This is a genomic window from Sinorhizobium sp. Y406 (assembly GCF_058732025.1).
On the sequence record NZ_CM178975.1, the window covers coordinates 997,079 to 1,016,247 of the forward strand.

Sequence of the window (19,169 nt, forward strand, 5' to 3'; positions counted from 1 at the left end):
GCTGCATGGCGGCACCGCCCCGCGCCTTTCCACCGGGTCCACAAGTGGTGGAGCAAAGGCAGTGTTGCGGAGGGCGCGGCAACCTGCCCCTCCCCCTTGTGGGGAGGGGTTGGGGAGGGGTCTTGTCCTGCATCTATCCGGCAATGCGGAAACCCGTCGGCGCCTCAATCGAGGGAGCATCCTCGCTCGCGACGGTGGAGACCGAGGCACCCGGCGGTCCCTCCCAGAACCGGTGCAGCATCGTGTCGACGGCGGCCGTTGGTCCGGCAATCAGGGCCGTGACGGATTCGTCCCGCTCGTTGCGGACCCAGCCGCAAAGACCAAGCATTTGAGCTTCGTTGCGCGTCCAGGCGCGAAAGCACACGCCCTGCACCCGTCCGGTGATCCGCACCAGAGCCGCCTTGCGATCCTCCGCCATGGCTATCTCCCTGATCTGCCCTTTTCGAATCTGGCGCAAATCCCGCCAAAAGCAAGCGGATCGACCCCGGGGCAAGGGACGGGGGCCGCCCCTATTGCGTCCGCCAAGGCCGCAGCCACCGTGAAATTCTGCGCCGTTCGCGGCCTATGGAATAAATATTTCATCGAAAAGGGCTTGCATTTGCTGCGCCGCAACATTATTGTATGACTTAACGATAAAGCACACCTCCTCCCAAGCTCTATCGTCGGATCGGCAATCCTCCTCCTCCCAATTGCCGGTCGGAATCGAAAGCCCGGCGTACCTCCTCCCACGCCGGGCTTTCTCTTTTTCCTTCCCGAAATGGAATATGTGTTTCGCAGCTCGAAGCACTGGATCGGACGCACTATAATGTCCGGGACGCTCGTGGCGATAATCGGGAACGTTTCGCGAGACCGAGCATCCAAGGTGCGACCATCCACGGTGCGACAAGGAGCCGATCATGCCCATCGCCGAACCCCAGGAACACCGTCCGTCGCCGGAATATCTCGAAACCTTGCGCTCAATCATGCAGACGCATAACCGCAGGCTCTATCGCATCGCCAGGAGCATCGTGCGGAATGACAGCGATGCGGAAGACGTGTTACAGGAGGCCTATGTCCGCGCCTTCTCCCACATCGCGGCATTCCGCGGCGCCTCCGCCCTCTCGACATGGCTCGCCCGCATCGTCATCAACGAGGCGCTCGGACGCCTGCGTAAAAGCCGGCGCCAGAAAAGGCTGGCCGACGACCTATCGCACCAGGCGGAGATCATCGCCTTCCCGCTTGCAGCCACCAACGATCCGGAAAAGACGATGGCCCAACGACAGATCCTCGACCTCGTCGAAAAGGCGACCGACCATCTCCCGGACATCTATCGGACCGTCTTCGTCCTCAGAGTGATCGAGGGCCTTGGCAATGAGGAAACCGCCGACCTGCTGGGCCTGCGCGCCGAAACCGTCCGCTCGAGACTGCATCGGGGGCGCCGACTTCTGATGGAGCACTTGCAGCGGCAGATCGGTCCTGTCCTGCTCGACGCCTTTCCCTTTGCCGGCAAGCGCTGTGAGCGCCTCACGGAAGCCGTTCTGGCTCGTCTCACCCAGCAATTCCCCAGATAACAGGTTAATGCATGTCGCCCAAAAGTGCGCCGCGGTTTTGGGACAACGACAAGAAAAAGAACGAAAGCGCGTTGCACGAATACGATTAGACGCAACGCGCTTTAGCGCGGGATGCGGCGGAAAACCGCGCGCACTTTTCCTCAGCCCGCGCTAAAGGCGGCGGTGATTAAATGGGAACGTTTCACCCGCCGGAGCATCCAAAGCGCGTTGTGTTTAATGCTTTGAACTTCGAGGAAAGGAACATCCCATGACCATCAGACTGACGACCGCGGCGGCGGCAATCGCTCTGCTGATCGGCGCCACCGGCGCCCTCGGCGCCGGCAAGCCGACGGATCCGCAAATCGCGCACATCGCCTATACCGCCGGCGTGCTCGATATCGAAGCAGCAAAGCAGGCCATTGCCATGTCGAAGAACGAGAGCGTGATCGAATTCGCCAAGGGCATGGTCCGCGACCACGAGGCCGTGAACACGCAGGCGCTCGATCTGGTGAAGAAGCTGAACGTGACGCCTGAAGACAACGACACCAGCAAGGCGCTGTCGCGGGCGGCCGAAATGAAGCGCGAGGAGCTGGCGAAGCTTTCAGGCGTGCAGTTCGACAGGGCCTATATCGACAACGAGATTGCCTATCACAAGCAGGTCAATGAGGCACTGGAAACGCAACTCATTCCGTCCGCTCAAAATGCCGAGCTCAAATCTCTGCTCGAGACAGGGCTGAAGCTGTTTCAGGGTCATGAACAGCACGCCGAACATGTAGCGACCGAATTGAAGTGAGCACGGCAATGACCCGAACACCATTCGCGTTTTTTCTGTTTTTTCTAGGGGCCGTGACCGTGGCAGCCGCCATGCAGCCAAGGACCATCCAGGTGGCCATTGAACGGCTCGCCTTCTCGCCTGCGAGAATCGACGCGAAAGTCGGTGATACGATCGAGTGGATCAACGAGGACGGGCTTGACCACACGGCAACGGTGAAAGGGGGCAGCGAAACCCTGATCCCCGCGCACAAGACGGGTCACCTTCGGCTGCAAAACCCCGGCAGCTTCGACTACATCTGCCGGTTCCATCCGAACATGAAGGGGCGCATCGTCGTGCGCCCCTGATCCGCCCTCAGTGCACGCCGAGGAACTGCTTCAGCTCCGGCGTCTGCGGATTGGCAAATACCTCGTCCGGTCGGCCGATCTCATGCACGCGGCCGTGATGCATGAAGACGACGCGCGAGCAGACGTCGCGGGCGAATCTCATCTCGTGCGTCACCATCAGGAGCGTCATGCCCTCGGCGGCGAGTTCGCGCACGACCGCGAGCACTTCGGCCACCAGTTCCGGATCGAGAGCCGAGGTGATCTCGTCGCAGAGCAACGCGATCGGCTGCATCGCGAGCGCGCGGGCGATCGCCACGCGCTGCTGCTGGCCACCGGAGAGCTCGTCCGGATAGGCGTCGAACTTCTGTTCGAGCCCGACCCGCTCCAGCATCTTGTGCGCCATCGTCTCGGCCTCCGCCTTCGGCGTCTTCCTGACGACCATTTGCGACAACATGACATTGCCGCCGACGGTCAGGTGCGGGAAGAGATTGAACTGCTGGAAGATCATGCCGACCTTCAATCTGAGCGCCTTCAGGTGCACCTCGTCGTCGATCAGCTGCGCGCCCGCAACGGTGATCGAGCCCTGGCTGATCGTCTCCAGCCCGTTGATGCAGCGTAAGAGCGTCGACTTGCCGGAGCCGCTCCTGCCGATGATGGCGATCACCTCGCCCGGCTCGACATCGAGATTGATGCCTTTCAGCACCTCGTTCGGACCAAAGCTCTTGCGGACGTCAGTGATTTCGATGAGCGACATTGAGCTTCCTTTCGAGGATCTGGCTGCTCTTCGAGAGGGGCCAGCAGAGCGCGAAATAGATGAGGGCGACGAGGCCGTAGACGGTGAACGGTTGGAAAGTGGCATTGGTGACGACGGTACCGGCCTTGGACAGTTCGACGAAACCGATGATCGAGGTGAGCGCCGTGCCCTTGATCACCTGCACGGAAAAACCGACGGTCGGCGGCACCGCGATCCGCATCGCCTGCGGCAGGATGACGTAACGCATCTGCTGCAGCCGGCCCATGCCGAGGCTGGCGGACGCCTCCCATTGCCCCTTGGCGATCGCCTCGACGCAGCCGCGCCAGATCTCGCCCAGGAAGGCGGCGGTCCACAGGATGAGCGCCAGACCCGCCGCCAGCCAGGCCGGCACGTCGATGCCGAAGAGGCCGAGGCCGAAGAAGGCGATGAAGAGCTGCATCAGGAGCGGCGTGCCCTGGAAGAGCTCGATATAATATTTAGCCAAGGTCCGGGTCCATCTCCGCCGGCTGATGCGCGAGAAAAGCAGGACGAGCCCAACCATCCCGCCGCCGACGAAGGAGACGAGCGACAGGACGATCGTCCAGCGGGTCGCGAGCAGCAGGTTGCGCAGGATGTCCCAGGTCGTGAACTCGATCATTACGCCGCCCTCCTTGGAAAAATGGCCCAGCCGACCATCGACAGCACCTGACGCAGCAGGATCGCCAAGACGAGGTAGACGGCGGTCGAGACGATATAGGCCTCGAAGGCGCGGAAGGTGCGCGACTGGATGAAGTTGGCGGCGAAAGTCAGGTCCTCGGCGGCGATCTGCGAGACGACGGCGGAACCGAGCATGACGATGACCACCTGCGAGGAGAGCGCCGGCCAGATGCGCTCAAGCGATGGCACGAGAACCACGTGGCGGAACGTCTCGAAAGGGCTCATGGCGAGGCTCGCGCCCGCTTCGAACTGGCCCCTCGGGGTCGCCTGGATGCCGGCGCGGATGATCTCCGAGCTATAGGCGCCGAGATTGACGATCATGGCGAGGTTGGCTGCCTTGAGCTCGCTGAGCTGCAGTCCGAGCGACGGCAGCCCGAAGAAGATGAAGAAGAGCTGGATCAGGAAGGGCGTGTTGCGGATCAGCTCGACATAGCCCGCGACGAAGGGCTTCAGCCAGGCCGGCCCGAGTGCCCGCACCCAGGCACAGACGATGCCGAGCAGGATCCCGGCCACAGCGCCGACGGCGATCAGCTCGATCGTGATCGCAATGCCCTTCGCGATCTGCGGGTAGTATTCGAAGAGCCAGCCGAATTCGAATTGGTAATTCAAGGGCGCACTCCTGTTGGACGAGCGAGAGCGCCATCCGGCCCTACAGCGCCGCGCGTCTTATAAGACGCGCAAAGGTCGCTGTAGCACTTTGATTTTCTGCATGTCTTTGTTGAGACATGCAGTGGCCGGATGGCGCCGATGTCGGGCTGTTTAGAGGTCGGCGGGCAGGTCCGTGCCGAGCCACTTCTGCGCGATGGCGTTCAGGCTGCCATCCGCCTTGGCGGCGGCGATGATGCCGTCAACCTTCTCGAGCAGCGCCGGTTGTTCCTTGGAAAGGCCGATATAGCAGGGCGAGTTCTTGATCAGGAACTTGAGCTCCGGCCGCTTCGGCGGGTTCTTGGCAAGGATCGCCGCGGCAACGACATTACCGGTAGCGACCGCCTCGACCTGGCCCGACAGGAAGGCCGAGATCGTGCCGTTATTGTCTTCGTAACGCTTGATGACGGTATCGGCCGGCGCGACCTTCGTCAGTTCCAGATCCTCGACGGCACCGCGGGTAACGCCGACGGTCTTTCCGGCAAGCTCCTCGGCCTTGGTGACGGCAACATCCGCCGGCGCAAAGACGCCGTTGTAAAACGGCGCGTAGGCGGTCGAGAAGTCGATCACCTTCTCACGGTCGGGGTTCTTGCCGAGGCTCGAGATGACGAGGTCGACCTTGTTGGTCTGCAGGTAGGGAATGCGGTTGGCGCTGGTGACCGGGACGAGCTCGACCTTCACGCCGAGCTTCTCGGCGATCAGGTTCGCCATGTCGATGTCATAGCCGACGGGCGCCATGTCGGTGCCGACGCTGCCGAAGGGCGGAAAATCCTGCGGTACGGCCACGCGCAACGTGCCGCGCGCCTCGATGTCGCCGAGCGCATCGGCCTTGGCGACGGAGCCAAAGCCGATCGTGGTGGCGATCGCCGCCACGGCGACGAAGAGTCTTCTGGAAAGCATCGGGTCATTCTCCTCTGTTGATTTCATGGTTTGGTTTTGTGGGATGCATTCGAAGATGCGGGCACCTGCGGTGGGAGCGACAGCGAGCGCCTCAGATCGGCGAGCGGGTCGGGGCGCCGCGACAGGTCCAGCCCCGTCTCCACTTCGTCCAGATGCTCGACGGCAAGCGCCGCCGCCTTCTGGAAATCGCCCTCCTCAATCGCCGCGACGATGCGGCAATGGCCGAGATGCGATTGCATGGCATGGAAGTCGGACTGGTAGATGAGCGAGATCAGGATCGTGCGCGCGGTGAGATCGCGGAGGATCTCGACGAGAATCGGATTGCCGGAGAGTTCGGCGATGCGGATGTGGAAATCGCCCATGAGGCAGGTGAGCCTCTGGCGGTCGTGCGCGGCGATCGCCGCCTTTTCCTCGGCCAGATGCGCATGAAGCGTTTCACGGCCGTTCTCCGAGAGATGGTTCATGCTGCTGAGCAGCCCCGCCTCGATCACCCGGCGCGCTGCATAGACGGTGATCGCCTCCTCGGCGGAGGGCTCCACAACGAACCAGCCGCGCCGCGGGCTGACCTTGACGATGCCGCGCTGCTCGAGCCGCATCATCGCCTCGCGTACCCGCGTGCGGGAAACATTGAAGAGGCTCGCGACCTCGTTCTCGCTCAGCCGCGTGCCGGGACGGATGCGCGCCGAGAGGATCCCGGAAAGGACGGCCTCGTCTATGCTTGCCTGGACATTCTGCTGTGGCGACAAATCTTGCATACAAGACAGGCAAGCAAGTCGCGTGCCAAGGCCGTCAGTTGATCTTTATCAAGGACTTACGCTCTGCCAAGGCTGTTATCGGCAATGGATTTGTCACAATTGCCCATATTTTCATCAGAAACTAAGGTATGGCGGCAAGACAGCCATGTTGCCGTAAGAACAATCAGGGGACGGACGCAATACCCCCTCTGGCCTGCCGGCCTTCTCCCCCACAAGGGGAGGGAGATCGACTCGCGGCGAGCCAATCGCCCCAACGGGAAGGCTTGGCAATGCATAGCCGCTTGATGGGTGCAACGCGCGTGCCACATCCGATCTCCCCCCTTGTGGGGGAGAAGGCCGGCAGGCCAGAGGGGGTGTCGCCGCGAGCTCAATGTCAACGTCGAGCGTGTGCCCGAAGCAGCCGCCCATTCAATCCATATCGTCGCCGGCCCCATTGTCGCGGTTGCCGTAGATGATCTCGCGCTTGCCGACATGGTTGGCGGCACCCACCAGGCCTTCCTTTTCCATGCGTTCGACCAGCGAGGCGGCGCGGTTGTAGCCGATGCCGAGGCGGCGCTGGATATAGGACGTGGAGCACTTCTTGTCGCGCAACACCACCTTCACCGCCTGCTCGTACAATTCGTTGCCGTCTTCCGCAGCGATCGCGCTCTTGTCGAAGACCGCGCCCTGGTCCTCCTCCTCTTCCTCCTCCTCGTCCGCCGTGACCGTTTCCAGATATTCGGGACGGCCCTGGGTCTTCAGATGTGCCACGACGAGCTCGACCTCGCGGTCGGAGACGAAGGGGCCGTGAACGCGGGCGATGCGGCCGCCGCCGGCCATGTGCAGCATGTCGCCCTGGCCGAGAAGCTGTTCGGCGCCCTGTTCGCCGAGAATGGTGCGGCTGTCGATCTTGGACGTGACCTGGAAGGAGATGCGCGTCGGGAAGTTCGCCTTGATCGTGCCGGTGATGACGTCGACCGAAGGACGCTGCGTCGCCATGATCAGGTGGATGCCGGCGGCGCGCGCCATCTGGGCGAGGCGCTGGATGGCGCCTTCGATCTCCTTGCCGGCGACCATCATGAGGTCAGCCATCTCGTCGACGATGACGACGATATAGGGCATCGGCGCCAGATCCATCTCCTGCTGCTCGAAGAGCGGCTCGCCGGTCCCCTTCTCGAAACCGGTCTGGACCGTGGTCATGATCGGCTCGCCCTTTTCGCGGGCGGCCGCGGCCCGCTGGTTGTAGCCGTCGATATTGCGGACGCCGAGGCGCGACATCTTGCGATAGCGGTCCTCCATTTCGCGCACCGCCCATTTGAGCGCCATCACCGCCTTCTTTGGATCGGTCACGACCGGCGTCAGCAGGTGCGGGATGCCGTCATAGACGGAGAGTTCGAGCATCTTCGGATCGACCATGATCAGCCGGCATTCCTCCGGCTTCAGCCGGTAGAGCAGCGACAGGATCATGGTGTTGATCGCCACCGACTTGCCCGAACCGGTGGTGCCGGCGACGAGCAGGTGCGGCATCTTCGCGAGTTCGGCGATTACCGGTTCGCCGCCGATCGTCTTGCCGAGGCAGAGCGCCAGCTTGCAACCGGTCTTGCGGAAATCGACGGATTCGATCAGTTCGCGGAAATAGACGGTTTCACGCGTCGCATTCGGTAGCTCGATGCCGATGACGTTACGGCCGGGCACGACCGCGACGCGCGCCGAGAGCGCCGACATCGAGCGCGCAATGTCGTCTGCAAGGTTGATGACGCGCGAGGATTTGACGCCGGGCGCCGGCTCGAATTCATAAAGCGTCACCACCGGACCGGGGCGCACATGGATGATCTCGCCCTTGACGCCGAAATCCTCGAGCACGCTTTCGAGAAGCCCCGCATTCTGCTCGAGCTGCTCCTGCGTCATGAAGAAGCCCTGGCCCTCAGGCGGCTCCTGCAACAACTCCGCGGACGGATATTCGTAGGAATCGGCGCCCGAGAGCCGGGTGCTTCGAACGACCGGCTGGAGCGGCGCGGCCGCCCGTTCGACGACGGCCGGCATGGTTACCGCGGCCTTGGTCGCAGCAGGCTGCGTCTCCTCTTCCTTGACCACCGGCGTTTCATCGGGCTCAGCCGGTGCCGCGGTCTGCGCGGCCACCGGCACGACATCGGCCGCTTCCGTCTGTTCCAGATGATCGACCGTCGCCGGTCGCCGGCATTCGACGATGCGGAAAAGCGAGGTGATCGCTGCCGGCAGTTCTTCCGCCGGCGCGGCGGGCGCGGTCTGCGGCATCGCCGGAAATTTGGCAGGGATCACGGCCGCCGCCGAGACTTGCGTCTGCTTCGGGGCATGGCTCTGCTTCGGGGTCTCCACCGTTGCTTCCGCCGGACCGACGGAAACCCGGGAGGTGCCGGTCGCAGGCATCTCCAGCGGTATGAATTCGAAGAACGCATGATCGGAGAGGTGCGCAAGCTCGGCGCCGGCCTTGAGCATGGGGGTGAAACCGAGAACGGTCTCGTCGACGGCGGCCTCTGCCGCTGCTTGAGGCTGCGCGAATTGCGGCTCCTCGGCCTTGGCGACGGTTGGTATCCCCTCCGCGGAGAGGGTTTCCGGGATGGCCCGCGGGGCCCGCGGGGCATCCGCGGACTGCATGTGCGACCAGTGCGGCAACTGCCGCATCAGCACGCGCAAGAGCTCCGACGGGCTATGAGCCGGCGCGTCCGCTTCGGGTGCGACGGGCGGCGCGACGCCGGCCGGGGCCGGTTCCGCCGCTCGCACTTCCGGGAGATCATTGGCCGCGAGCGGCACTGCCTGGTCTTCGGGCGGGTTTTCTACGACCGCGCTCTCCTCGGCCTCTTCTTCCTCGACCGCGGGTGCCCGGCGTTTCATGAATTCGCGCTCCGGCGTGCGGGTGAAGCGGACATTCGGCGAGAGGAAGAAATGGCTTTCCCAACTCGGCCCCTCCGATTGGCCGGTAATGTCGGCAAGCGTCGGCAGCGGGTCGCGCGTCAGCGCCGTCACCTGCGCTGGCGCATAGGCGGAGCCATGACCATAGAGCCGTGCCGCCCGGTTTACATAGCCCGCATCGTCGGCCTCGCGGCGGCCAACTCGGCGCGGCGCTTCCGGTGCCTCGAACAGGTGATCGTGAGCGGCGGGCGTTTCCGACTGGGTGTGTGTGTGTCCCGGCATCTCCAGACGCGGATGTCCGAATTCATCCGCCTGATCTGCCTCATGCAAAGCTGCCGTCGAGAAGTTTGTCCGGGGTATACGCATGGCCTGAAAACTCGAAATTCATCATCGAAGGGGCTGTTCCTAGCGAATAGGAAATGAAGGTTAACAAGTTCCTTCCCGGGGGAGCCCGCCGGATGCGCCTGAGCCCCCCAATGCCCGCTTTTCGAGGGCCCAACGAGACCGCGCAGCCGGAGTTTTCCGGTAATTGAACCCCGCGCCTTCGCCGGCTTTGACCGCTCATCAATTTCTGTTTCAACCGCGGAAAAACTGCACGGCCCGGAAGAAAGCGATCATCCCTTAAAGGGGCAAGAGCTGCGCGCCACCGGACCTTGAACGCCCTTCAGGTGCGGAGCCGAATCAGCACCGCCGACGGATTGGCCTCATCTGAATAGACATCGAAGCTGGTCGCCGGTAAAATCTCATGATCGGGCGCGAAGCTGGTCCGGCAAAGTGCCCTATGATTTCCGATCAGAATACCTGCGGCAAAGCAAACTGAGCATATATTTCGACGGCCCACGCGCGAGCGTATGCTTGGGAAGGTGCCATCGCACATGGCCAACGAGTCCATCAGACGCAGGCTTGCTGCCATTCTGGCGGCGGACGTAGTCGGCTACAGCCGGCTCATGGAGCGGGATGAAAAGGGCACCCATACGCTGCTCATGGGGCGGTGGACAGAGGTGCTGGAGCCGCTCGTCGCCAGCCATCAGGGTCGCGTCTTCAAGAGGACCGGAGACGGTGTGCTCGTCGAGTTCGGCAGCGCCGTCAATGCGGTCGAATGCGCCGCAGCACTTCAGGAGGCCATGGCGTCCGCAAACCGGGCGGCGTCGGAGACCCCCGCCATCGTCCTGCGCGTCGGCGTAAACCTCGGCGATATCATGGTCCACGACAGCGACCTTTTCGGCGACGGCGTCAATGTGGCTGCCCGCATAGAGGCGCTTGCCGCTCCCGGTGGTGTGGCGATTTCGGACGGTATTCATGAATACGTGCATGGTCGCGTCGGGCTCGATTTCATCGATGGCGGAAATCACGACGTCAAGAACATCGAGCGCCCGGTGCACATCTGGACGTGGTCGCCGGAAGGTCGCGCGATCGATCCGGTCGAAACCGAGGGCAAAACCACGCCGCAGCTGCCACGGAAGCCATCGATAGCCGTCCTGCCGTTCGACAACATGTCCGGCGATCCGGAGCAGGGCTATTTCGCCGATGGCATCACCGAGGACATCATCACCGATCTCTCGAAGGTATCCGGGCTCTTCGTGATCGCCCGGAACTCCTCTTTCGCCTACAAGGGCAAGTCTCCGGACATCCGCAAAGTGAGCCGGGAACTGGGTGTCCGCTATGTTCTCGAAGGCAGTGTGCGTCGGGCCGCCGACCGAATCCGCATCAACGCCCAGATGATCGACGGGACGACCGGCGGCCATCTGTGGGCCGAACGCTACGATCGCGGACTTGAAGACATATTCGCAGTGCAGGACGAAGTGACCCGCACGATCGTCGAGGCGCTGCGAGTAAAGTTGACCCCGAGCGAAGAGGAGCGGCGCGAGAGCCGCGGCAAGGTCGATCCGGAAGCCTATGATCTGCTCGTTCGCTCCCGCCGGTCCACCCTGCAGTTCAACGCACAATCGTCCATGGACGCGCGCAGCATGCTGAAGCGCGCCATCACGATCGATCCGGGCCTGGCGGCGGCCTACGCCGCACTCTCGATCGTCGCCCTGACCGACTTCATTAATCAGTGGAACGGCGCGACCCCCGACAATCTCTCGCAGGCCCTCGAACTGGCCCAAAAGGCAATCGAAACGGACGAAACCGAGCCGCAAGGCCTACACGCACTCTCGCTTGCCCTTGCCTGGATGCGACGTCTGGATGAGGCGGAGCGCGCTGCCGAGCGGGAGCTCGAGCTCGACCCAAATTCGGCCACCGCCTATACCGCACTGGGCAGCATAAGGGATTTCCAGGGGCGGCACGAAGACGCCCTGGCGCTGTATACGCGGGCCAACCGGCTCGATCCGCAATTCGATTTGTCGCTGCATTTTCTCGGGAGGGCTCTCTTGAGCCTCGAACGCTTTGACGAGGCCGAGATCGCCTTCAAGCGTCGACTGACGCTTGCGCCGCGATCGGACATGACGCGCTTTTATCTCGCCTGCCTTTATGGTCGCACTGGACGACACGAAGAAGCACGACGCTATTGGCGAGAGGTGCTGGAGGTCAACCCGAATTTTTCCATCGATCATCTCAAGCGCGCCCTGCCCTACCGGGATCCCGGCCTGCTCGATCGGCTGGCGGACGGCCTCCGGCTGGCCGGCGTCTCCATTTAATCAGAGCCCGGTCCATGGGAGCATGGAGGCGCCACACTCGTGGAGAAAGGGCAACCGACATGGGTAACAATCTTGCAGTTTCAAGTTCCCTCGCGCTCCTGGGCCGACTGCTTCTCTCGGCTATCTTCGTCTCTTCCGGCGTGGAAAAGCTGGTCGATCCCTCTGGTACAGTCGGTTATATAAGCGCGGCCAATCTGCCATTGCCGTGGTTCGCCTATGCGGTTGCCCTGCTGGTGGAACTCGGCGGCAGCATCCTTCTCGTCCTCGGTTACCGAACGAGGCTGGCGGCACTCGTCCTGGCACTCTTCACCCTCGCATCGGCACTCGGTTTTCATATGGACTTCGCGGACCAGAATCAGACGATTCATTTCATGAAAAACATCGCAATTACGGGCGGTTTCCTGCAGGTGATGGCATTCGGCGCTGGCGGCTTCAGTCTGGATGCACGAGCCGGGCGCGCCTGAGCGGCACGGCTGGCGGAGTCACGCATTTTCCGCCGTAACCGTCAGGAACCGTACCGGTTCGGGGCCGACGTCGACGTCAATCAGTTCGAGCGAGCGCAGGATCAGGTCGATCGACCGCCTCGCCTGGATCTCCGGCGCCTGGTCGAGCACGATTGCCATGACACCCTCGTTGAGCGCCTTGCGCGACTGCTCGGAGAGCTCATGGCCGACCCAGCAGACGTCGCGCGCCGCGTGCTCCTTCAGGATCGCGGCCACCGAGCGGTTGTCGCCGCCGGCGGTGTAGAGGCCGATGATATCCGGATCGTCGCGAAGCGCCGCGCGCAGGAGTTCCATCGAGGTGATGTCATCGTCATAATCGAACATCACTTGGCTGAAGAAGTGATCACCGACGTGTTCGGCGAGATAGGCGGAAAAGCCGCGGATGCGTTCCTTGTGGTTTTCATAGGCGCCGCTGTGGCAGAGCGCTACGAAAGCGCCCCGCCGCCCGACGAGCATCCGCGACATGTAGAAGGCAGCCGTTCGTCCCGCGGCGTAATTGTCTATTCCGACATAGGCGAGTTCCGGAGCAGGCCTCGTCATGATCTGCACGACCGGCGTGCCCTCGCCGGCGACCGTCCTCAGGCTCCTCACCACATCCGGATGGTCCGGCGCCACCACGATCAGCGCCGAGCGGCGAACCGTCGGATGGGCAATGTGATGGGCGAACTCCTTCGGATCGTTCTCGCGGGCGAAGGTGCGGTGCACGACGATGCTCTTGTCCAGTAGCGCCGCGATCCGCTCGAAGGCGTGGTTCATACGCGAGTAGAAGCTCGTCTCGGGGCGGACGAGAATGACCTCGATCCGGATCATCCCCCTATGCGCTTCCGGCAAACTGTGGCGATAGTTGAGCTTGCGCGCAGCGCGAAAGACTTTTTCGACCGTTTCCGGCCGAACCCCGCCGCGGCCGTTGACGACGCGCTCGACCGTCGCTGTACCGACGCCGGCCTCCCGCGCCACATCCTTCAGGGTGATCCTCACCATGGCACTCCCTCCTGAAACGCAGTTCAACCGGCGAGAGGAACCCTCGTCAATGATCAAATTTGATCAAAGTAGATTTAGGGCCCGGAAGCGGCCGGAGCTAGTCTCTCCGACAGTTCGGGAGGATCTCTCGATCCGAACCACAACTCGAAGATCGGGCGCCGCTCGCTTCCAGCGATTGGTGCGACGGAGGAGCAGCTATGAAGATCGCACTCGACCCCTATATGCATCGCCACCTCGGCCTGCGCGACCTATGCCGGAAGGCCGCCGAGCTTGGTTACGACCATATCGAGCTTTCGCCGCGCGAGGATTTTCTCCCCTGGTGGGTGCGACCGCGCGCGCACAAAGAGCGGATCGCCGAATTCAAGTCGGCGCTCAGGGACCACGGCGTAAAGCTCGCATCGATCCTGCCAATGTATCGCTGGGCAAGCCCGCATGAGGACGAGCGCCAGGCGGCGGTGCGCTACTGGAAGGAAGCGATCCAGGCGGCCGTCGAGATGGGTTGCGACACGATGAATTCCGAATTCGGCCGCGGTCCCTCGCCGGACCGCGGCCATCGCTCCAATTGCTGTGGCGGCATGCATAGCCACGAGCACAGCGAGGCCGCGTGGTGGCGTTCTATGGAGGAACTTGTGCCGGTCTTCGAGAAGGAAGGCGTAACGCTCAACATGGAGCCCCATCCGGAAGACTGGTGCGAGACGCTGCAGCCGGCCGTCGACATGCTGAAGACGATCGGTTCCAAGAACGTCAAGTTTCTCTATTGCGCGCCGCATACCTTCTACTTCGGCAATGACATGGCGGAGATGATCCGCGAGGCCGGGTCGCTGATCGCCCATGTCCACGTGGCCGATACCTACAACCACAAGGCCTCGTCCGGTCTGCGCTACATCATCAACCCGCCCGGCGCGAAGGTGACCATCCATCAGCACATGGACATGTATCAGGGCGAGATCAACTGGGACGTCTTCTTTTCCTCGCTCGCCGGGGTCGGCTTCGACGGCATCGTCACGGCCTGCGTCTTCGGCTGGGAAGAGCGCGCCGACGAGTCCGGCCGTTTCATGCGGGAGGAAATTCAGAAATACGTGGACAAATATTGGCCGGCCGAACGCGCGTAAGCGTTCACTTACCGAGCATCGACAGGGACGACTCCCATGACCATCACCATCACGACCGCCCCCTGCTGCTGGGGCGTTGACGACGTCAACAACCCCAACCTGCCCGCCTGGGAGCGCGTCTTCGACGAGGCGGCGGCCGCCGGCTATGGCGGTCTGGAACTCGGCCCCTACGGCTATGTGCCGCTCGAGTCCGAACGGGTCGCCCGGGCGCTTGACGAACGCAAGCTCTTCATCGTCGCCGGCACGATCTTCGACGATCTCGTCTCGCCGGAGAACCAGGCCAACCTGCTGCGCCAGACCGACGAAATCTGCGCCGTCATCACGCGATTGCCGCAGCCGCAGCAGCTATCCGGTCAGCGTTTCAGGACGCCCTATCTCACCGTCATGGACTGGGGCCACGACGAGCGGGATTATTCCGCCGGCCATTACGACCGTGCGCCGCGGCTATCGGACGAGGAGTGGCGCGGCATGGTTGCCAATATCAAGGCGATTGCCGCGGTCGCCCGCGACAAATACGGCGTGCGCGCCGTCATCCATCCGCATGCCGGCGGCTATATTGAATTCGCCGACGAGATCGAGCGGATCGCTAACGACGTGCCGGCGGCGCTTGCGGGCTTCTGCATCGACACGGGCCACACCTATTACGCGGGCATGGACCCGGTCGAGACGCTGAAGAAATATGGCGGTCGCCTCGACTATGTGCATTTCAAGGACATCGACGAAACGGTCTTCCGCCGGGTGCTTGGCGAGAATATCCGGTTCTTCGAGGCCTGCGCGCAAGGTGTCATGTGCCCGATCGGGCGCGGCATCATCGACTACCCGGCAATCAGGCAGGCGCTCGACGAGATCGGCTATCAGGGCTTCATCACGGTCGAGCAGGAACGCGATCCCTTGAGTGTGGCGGGAAGCCTCACCGACGTGAAGGAAAGTCGCGATTATCTGCGCTCGGTCGGGTTTTGAAGCAACACTTGGGAACACCACAATGTCAGAGAAGAGAACGAAACCGATCCGCTGGGGCATGATCGGCGGCGGGCGCGGCAGCCAGATCGGCTACATCCATCGCTCGGCGGCGCTGAGGGACAACACATTTGAACTCGTCGCCGGCGCCTTCGATATCGATGCGGCGCGGGGCCGCACCTTCGGCATCGACCTGGGATTGGACGAACAGCGGAGCTACCCGGACTACCGGACGCTGTTCGCGGAGGAGGCGAAGCGCGCCGACGGCATCGAAGCGGTCTCGATCGCAACGCCGAACAACACCCATTTCGGGATCTGCAAGGCGGCGCTCGAACACGGCATCCACGTCGTCTGCGAAAAGCCGCTCTGCTTCACCGTTGCCGAAGCGAAGGAACTGAAGGCACTGGCAGAAGCGCGCGGCCTCATCGTCGGCGTCACCTATGGCTATGCCGGCCATCAGATGATCGAGCAGGCCCGCGCCATGGTGAAGAACGGCGATCTCGGCGAAATCCGCATCGTCAACCTGCAATTCGCCCACGGTTTCCACAGCGCCGCCGTCGAGGAACGGAACCCGTCGACCCGCTGGCGCGTCGACCCGAAATTCGCCGGACCCAGCTATGTGCTCGGCGACGTCGGCACGCATCCGCTTTATCTTTCCGAGGTCATCCTGCCGCACATGAAGATCAAGCGGCTGATGTGCGTGCGCCAGAGCTTCATCAAGAGCCGGGCACCGCTCGAGGACAATGCGGTGACCCTGATGGAATACGACAACGGCGCGATTGCCAATGTCTGGTCGAGCGCTGTCAATGCCGGCTCCATGCACGGTCAGAAGCTTCGCATCGTCGGATCGAAGGCGAGCATCGAATGGTGGGACGAGCGGCCGAACCAGCTCTCCTACGAGATCCAGGGCGAACCCGTCCGCATCCTCGAGCGCGGCATGGACTATCTCTATCCGCAAGCCCGCCTCGACGATCGTATCGGCGGCGGCCATCCGGAAGGCCTGTTCGAGGCCTGGGGCAACCTCTACCGCCGCTTCGGCCTGGCGATCAACGGCCATCGCGGGTTGGCGCCGGAAAGCAGCAAGGACCTCGTCTTTCCCGGCATCGACGCCGGGCTGGAGGGCGTACGCTGGGTCGAAAACTGCGTCCGCTCGGCCGATCGGGGCGGCGTCTGGGTGGACTACGGGTAAATCAGCGACGGAGCAGCGACTTCTGACGATCCATGAAGTTCGCGTGGTATTTCCCCAGCATGTTCACCGCCTCGTTGACGAAGACAGGATGCGTTTCGGGTACGAACTCGATTGTTGGCGACTTCCCGTTGCGCCTCAGGCGCGCGTAGACTCGTCCGGCTTCGTCCCTCAACTCTTCCGGCATTTCCGGCTTCGGCCTGTCCCCATCGGAGAGCCGATCGAAGACCAGTTGGAAGCGCTGGTCGGTGTCGGCGGCGCGGAATTCCGAAGAAGCGATCTCCTCCTCTGCCGCGACGCGCGCGTCCACTTTATCAAGCAGTGCGCCGATCGCCATCCAGCGGGCGCGGCCGGCCCTGGGTGCCGGACCGATGGCGCGCGCGACGTTGTGCGGTACGCTGTCGGCGACCTGTAGGAGACGGGAGAGCTCGCTCTTCTGCACCGCAAGCGCATCGCCGATCACCTTGCGGTCGAAACCGCGTGCGGCAAGCGCCGCAGCGAAAAGCGCCCGCTCGATGAAGGAGAGGTTGCGCCGCTCGGCATTTTCCTTGCCCTGGGCCAGCACCAATTCGTCGTCGGAAAGCGGCCGGACGATCGCCTTCACCTGGAGCTCGAGCCGGCGCACCGCCTTCAGGCGACGATGACCATAGGCGGTCTGGTAATGCCCTTGCTTGTCCGGATGCGGGCGGACAAGGATCGGAGATTGCTGCCCGTTCTCGCGAATGCTCTCGACGAGCGCCACAAAATCCGGATCGTCGACTTCGCCGTCGGTCAGGCGATCTTCGATGAAGGAGGCTTCGACGAGCGCCGGATCGAGCGAAACGACGCGCTCGCCCGCCGTCAGCGCCTCGCGAAGTGCGCGCGCCTCCTCCGCCTCGCGGGTGATGCTGCCGAGTGAAAGCCCCATGGCCTTGACCGCGCCGGAGGCCGCGCGTGGCGGAGTCGGGGCGGGCGTGCTTCTGTTGACAGGTGTCAACTCGGCCGGGTCCGCAGAAGGCTCACCCGCGGCCTGTGGAGAGGCCGGAGCCCCACCCATGAACAGCGCCCGCAATTCGTTCTTCCGGTTGTTGCCTGCCATCTTTTAGCGCCCCCACGCCGCGTGAATGAGAGCCTCGATCTCGCCGTTGACGGCATTGAGCGACTCGATTGCCCGGTCATAGGTGGCGCGGGTGAAGTTCTCCCGGCCCACCTCGTAGAGCGTCTGCTTGGTGAGCCCCGCATCGGAGATCGCCGTCGACTTGACCATCGACGAGGTCAGCACCCGATCGCCGAAGAGCGAGCGCATGAAACCGACGATCTGCGCCTGCGGCCCGTCATTCGGCTCGAAGCGGGTGACGAGATAGCGCAGGAAGTCGAAATTGAGCTCGCCGCCGGCCTCGCGCACGACGCTCAGCAGGTCCGAGGTCATGTAGAGGAACTGGTTCATCGAGGCGACGTCGAGCATCTGCGGATGCACGGTGACGATGACTGAGGTCGAGGCGCAGAGCGCCGAGAGCGTCAGATAGCCGAGCTGCGGCGGGCAGTCGATGACGACGACGTCATAATCATCGGCGACGCTTGCGAGCGCCGTCTGCACCCGGGCGAAGAACAGGGGCCCGGCATCCGAGCCGCTCTGACGGGCGCTCAAGGCCTGCGGCGTCGTGTGTTCGAATTCCTGCAGCTCGAGATTGCCCGGCACCAGGTCGAGCCCGTCGAAATAGGTCTCGCGGATGATCTCTCGCAGCGGCCGCGCCTCGGCGTCATAGCGGATGGCGCCGTAGAGCGTGTCGTTGCCGGTCAGGTCCAGCTCCGGCTGGTAGCCGAAGAGCGCCGAGAGCGAGGCCTGCGGATCGAGGTCGACGGCCAGCACCCTGTGGCCGGTCAAGGCAAGGTACTGGGCCAGATGAACCGACGACGTCGTCTTGCCGGAACCGCCCTTGAAGTTGGTGACGGAAACGACCTGCAGATGCTCGCCGCGCCTGGTATCGCGCCATTTCAGGTAGCCGCGCGCCTTGGCGCCGTTGCCCTTGGCAATCGCCTGTTCGGCAAGATGGCGGCGCAGCGCGTTGATGTCGGAAAGCGAATAGGAGCGACGCCCGCCGGCGCCGGTATCAGGCTGGGGCCCCTCGCCCGCAAGCGAGAGTTGCCGGAGATAGCCGTCAGAAACGCCGATGAGTTTTGCGGCCTCGCCGGAGGTGAAGCTTCTGAGCGTCTTCCTCGCCAAAGGCGGGAACAGCCGGTCGCGCATGGCTTTCAACTGCTCCGAAAGCGCCCGCGCATCCGCCGCAATCGCCTCGTCCGCTGACCTGCGAAGGCCCTGGCCGGCCGTCGCCAACTCGCCGATTGCGCTTGCGGCTTCGGCCGTCGAACCCGTCATGTCCATCGCCAAATCCCCCCATACCTACGGCGCCGCGCACCCTTTCGGACGTGCGAAGGCCGCCGTGAACTCTTTGAATCGGCGCAGTGGCAAAAGACGACGAAGCCTCTTCGCCGGCCGCACAACTGCGCCCGCCGCCATTCCTTACAGTGCAATCGCTGAGCTACGCTGAGTTTCGGAATATGCGATC

General features: G+C 63.2%; 18 protein-coding genes. 8 read left to right on the forward strand and 10 right to left on the reverse strand.

What is annotated here, in order from left to right:
- Nucleotides 1-133: 133 nt before the first annotated feature.
- Nucleotides 134-418 carry an acylphosphatase gene (locus AC4P1R_RS21535; protein WP_492178765.1) on the reverse strand — a complete coding sequence of 95 codons (285 nt, stop codon included), beginning with the start codon at nt 416-418 and terminating at the stop codon, nt 134-136.
- A 478-nt stretch (nt 419-896) separates the two neighbouring features.
- On the opposite strand from AC4P1R_RS21535, the gene AC4P1R_RS21540 reads away from it, so the two are divergent.
- From AC4P1R_RS21540 to AC4P1R_RS21550, 3 genes are all read left to right on the forward strand, one after another.
- The gene (locus AC4P1R_RS21540) at nt 897-1,550 is read left to right on the forward strand and encodes an RNA polymerase sigma factor (RefSeq protein WP_492178766.1); all 654 of its coding nucleotides are present in this window, start codon (nt 897-899) and stop codon (nt 1,548-1,550) included.
- A 247-nt stretch (nt 1,551-1,797) separates the two neighbouring features.
- Nucleotides 1,798-2,322: a DUF4142 domain-containing protein gene (locus AC4P1R_RS21545; RefSeq protein WP_492178768.1), complete on the forward strand. Its 525-nt coding sequence runs from the start codon at nt 1,798-1,800 to the stop codon at nt 2,320-2,322.
- 8 nt (nt 2,323-2,330) lie between these two features.
- The gene (locus AC4P1R_RS21550; protein WP_492178770.1) at nt 2,331-2,648 is read left to right on the forward strand and encodes a cupredoxin domain-containing protein; all 318 of its coding nucleotides are present in this window, start codon (nt 2,331-2,333) and stop codon (nt 2,646-2,648) included.
- A gap of 7 nt (nt 2,649-2,655) precedes the next feature.
- Here AC4P1R_RS21550 and AC4P1R_RS21555 read toward each other — a convergent pair whose 3' ends face one another.
- The 6 genes from AC4P1R_RS21555 to AC4P1R_RS21580 all read right to left on the reverse strand — a co-directional run bounded on the left by AC4P1R_RS21555 (nt 2,656) and on the right by AC4P1R_RS21580 (nt 9,611).
- A complete protein-coding gene (locus AC4P1R_RS21555) occupies nt 2,656-3,381 on the reverse strand; it encodes an amino acid ABC transporter ATP-binding protein (RefSeq protein ID WP_225192350.1) in 726 nt (241 codons plus the stop codon).
- On the reverse strand, nt 3,359-4,018 hold the full coding sequence (locus AC4P1R_RS21560) for an amino acid ABC transporter permease (protein WP_492178772.1): 660 nt from the start codon (nt 4,016-4,018) through the stop codon (nt 3,359-3,361). The genes AC4P1R_RS21555 and AC4P1R_RS21560 overlap by 23 nt, the downstream gene beginning before the upstream one ends.
- Nucleotides 4,018-4,686, reverse strand: a complete 669-nt coding sequence (locus tag AC4P1R_RS21565) for an amino acid ABC transporter permease (RefSeq protein ID WP_492178774.1) — start codon at nt 4,684-4,686, stop codon at nt 4,018-4,020. The genes AC4P1R_RS21560 and AC4P1R_RS21565 overlap by 1 nt, the downstream gene beginning before the upstream one ends.
- A 150-nt stretch (nt 4,687-4,836) precedes the next feature.
- Nucleotides 4,837-5,622, reverse strand: coding sequence for a transporter substrate-binding domain-containing protein (locus tag AC4P1R_RS21570; protein ID WP_492178775.1), 786 nt, complete (start codon nt 5,620-5,622; stop codon nt 4,837-4,839).
- 23 nt (nt 5,623-5,645) lie between these two features.
- A complete protein-coding gene (locus AC4P1R_RS21575; RefSeq protein WP_492178776.1) occupies nt 5,646-6,377 on the reverse strand; it encodes a GntR family transcriptional regulator in 732 nt (243 codons plus the stop codon).
- Between the two features lie 408 nt (nt 6,378-6,785).
- Nucleotides 6,786-9,611 carry a DNA translocase FtsK gene (locus AC4P1R_RS21580; protein ID WP_492178777.1) on the reverse strand — a complete coding sequence of 942 codons (2,826 nt, stop codon included), beginning with the start codon at nt 9,609-9,611 and terminating at the stop codon, nt 6,786-6,788.
- Between the two features lie 509 nt (nt 9,612-10,120).
- Between AC4P1R_RS21580 and AC4P1R_RS21585 the strand changes: the two genes are divergently transcribed.
- Both AC4P1R_RS21585 and AC4P1R_RS21590 read left to right on the forward strand, forming a co-directional pair.
- Nucleotides 10,121-11,884 (forward strand): adenylate/guanylate cyclase domain-containing protein, encoded by a 1,764-nt coding sequence (locus tag AC4P1R_RS21585; RefSeq protein WP_492178779.1) that lies wholly within the window; start codon nt 10,121-10,123, stop codon nt 11,882-11,884.
- A gap of 59 nt (nt 11,885-11,943) precedes the next feature.
- Nucleotides 11,944-12,348 (forward strand): DoxX family protein, encoded by a 405-nt coding sequence (locus tag AC4P1R_RS21590; protein ID WP_492178781.1) that lies wholly within the window; start codon nt 11,944-11,946, stop codon nt 12,346-12,348.
- Between the two features lie 18 nt (nt 12,349-12,366).
- Here the strand turns inward: AC4P1R_RS21590 and AC4P1R_RS21595 are convergent, their stop codons facing one another.
- Nucleotides 12,367-13,368 (reverse strand): LacI family DNA-binding transcriptional regulator, encoded by a 1,002-nt coding sequence (locus tag AC4P1R_RS21595; RefSeq protein WP_492178783.1) that lies wholly within the window; start codon nt 13,366-13,368, stop codon nt 12,367-12,369.
- 197 nt (nt 13,369-13,565) lie between these two features.
- Between AC4P1R_RS21595 and AC4P1R_RS21600 the strand changes: the two genes are divergently transcribed.
- From AC4P1R_RS21600 to AC4P1R_RS21610, 3 genes are read left to right on the forward strand one after another with little or no spacing between them, the layout of a single operon-like run.
- Entirely contained in the window at nt 13,566-14,480 is a 915-nt protein-coding gene (locus tag AC4P1R_RS21600; RefSeq protein WP_069461015.1) for a sugar phosphate isomerase/epimerase family protein, read from the forward strand.
- 36 nt (nt 14,481-14,516) lie between these two features.
- Complete coding sequence (locus AC4P1R_RS21605; RefSeq protein WP_151612241.1) at nt 14,517-15,440, forward strand: TIM barrel protein; 924 nt, start codon at nt 14,517-14,519, stop codon at nt 15,438-15,440.
- 22 nt (nt 15,441-15,462) lie between these two features.
- Nucleotides 15,463-16,626: a Gfo/Idh/MocA family protein gene (locus AC4P1R_RS21610; RefSeq protein WP_492178784.1), complete on the forward strand. Its 1,164-nt coding sequence runs from the start codon at nt 15,463-15,465 to the stop codon at nt 16,624-16,626.
- Between the two features lies 1 nt (nt 16,627).
- Here the strand turns inward: AC4P1R_RS21610 and repB are convergent, their stop codons facing one another.
- Both repB and repA read right to left on the reverse strand, forming a co-directional pair.
- Nucleotides 16,628-17,701, reverse strand: coding sequence for a plasmid partitioning protein RepB (gene repB, locus AC4P1R_RS21615; protein WP_069461012.1), 1,074 nt, complete (start codon nt 17,699-17,701; stop codon nt 16,628-16,630).
- Nucleotides 17,702-17,704: 3 nt separating this feature from the next.
- Nucleotides 17,705-18,985, reverse strand: a complete 1,281-nt coding sequence (gene repA / locus AC4P1R_RS21620) for a plasmid partitioning protein RepA (RefSeq protein WP_492177774.1) — start codon at nt 18,983-18,985, stop codon at nt 17,705-17,707.
- Between the last annotated feature and the right edge of the window lie 184 nt (nt 18,986-19,169).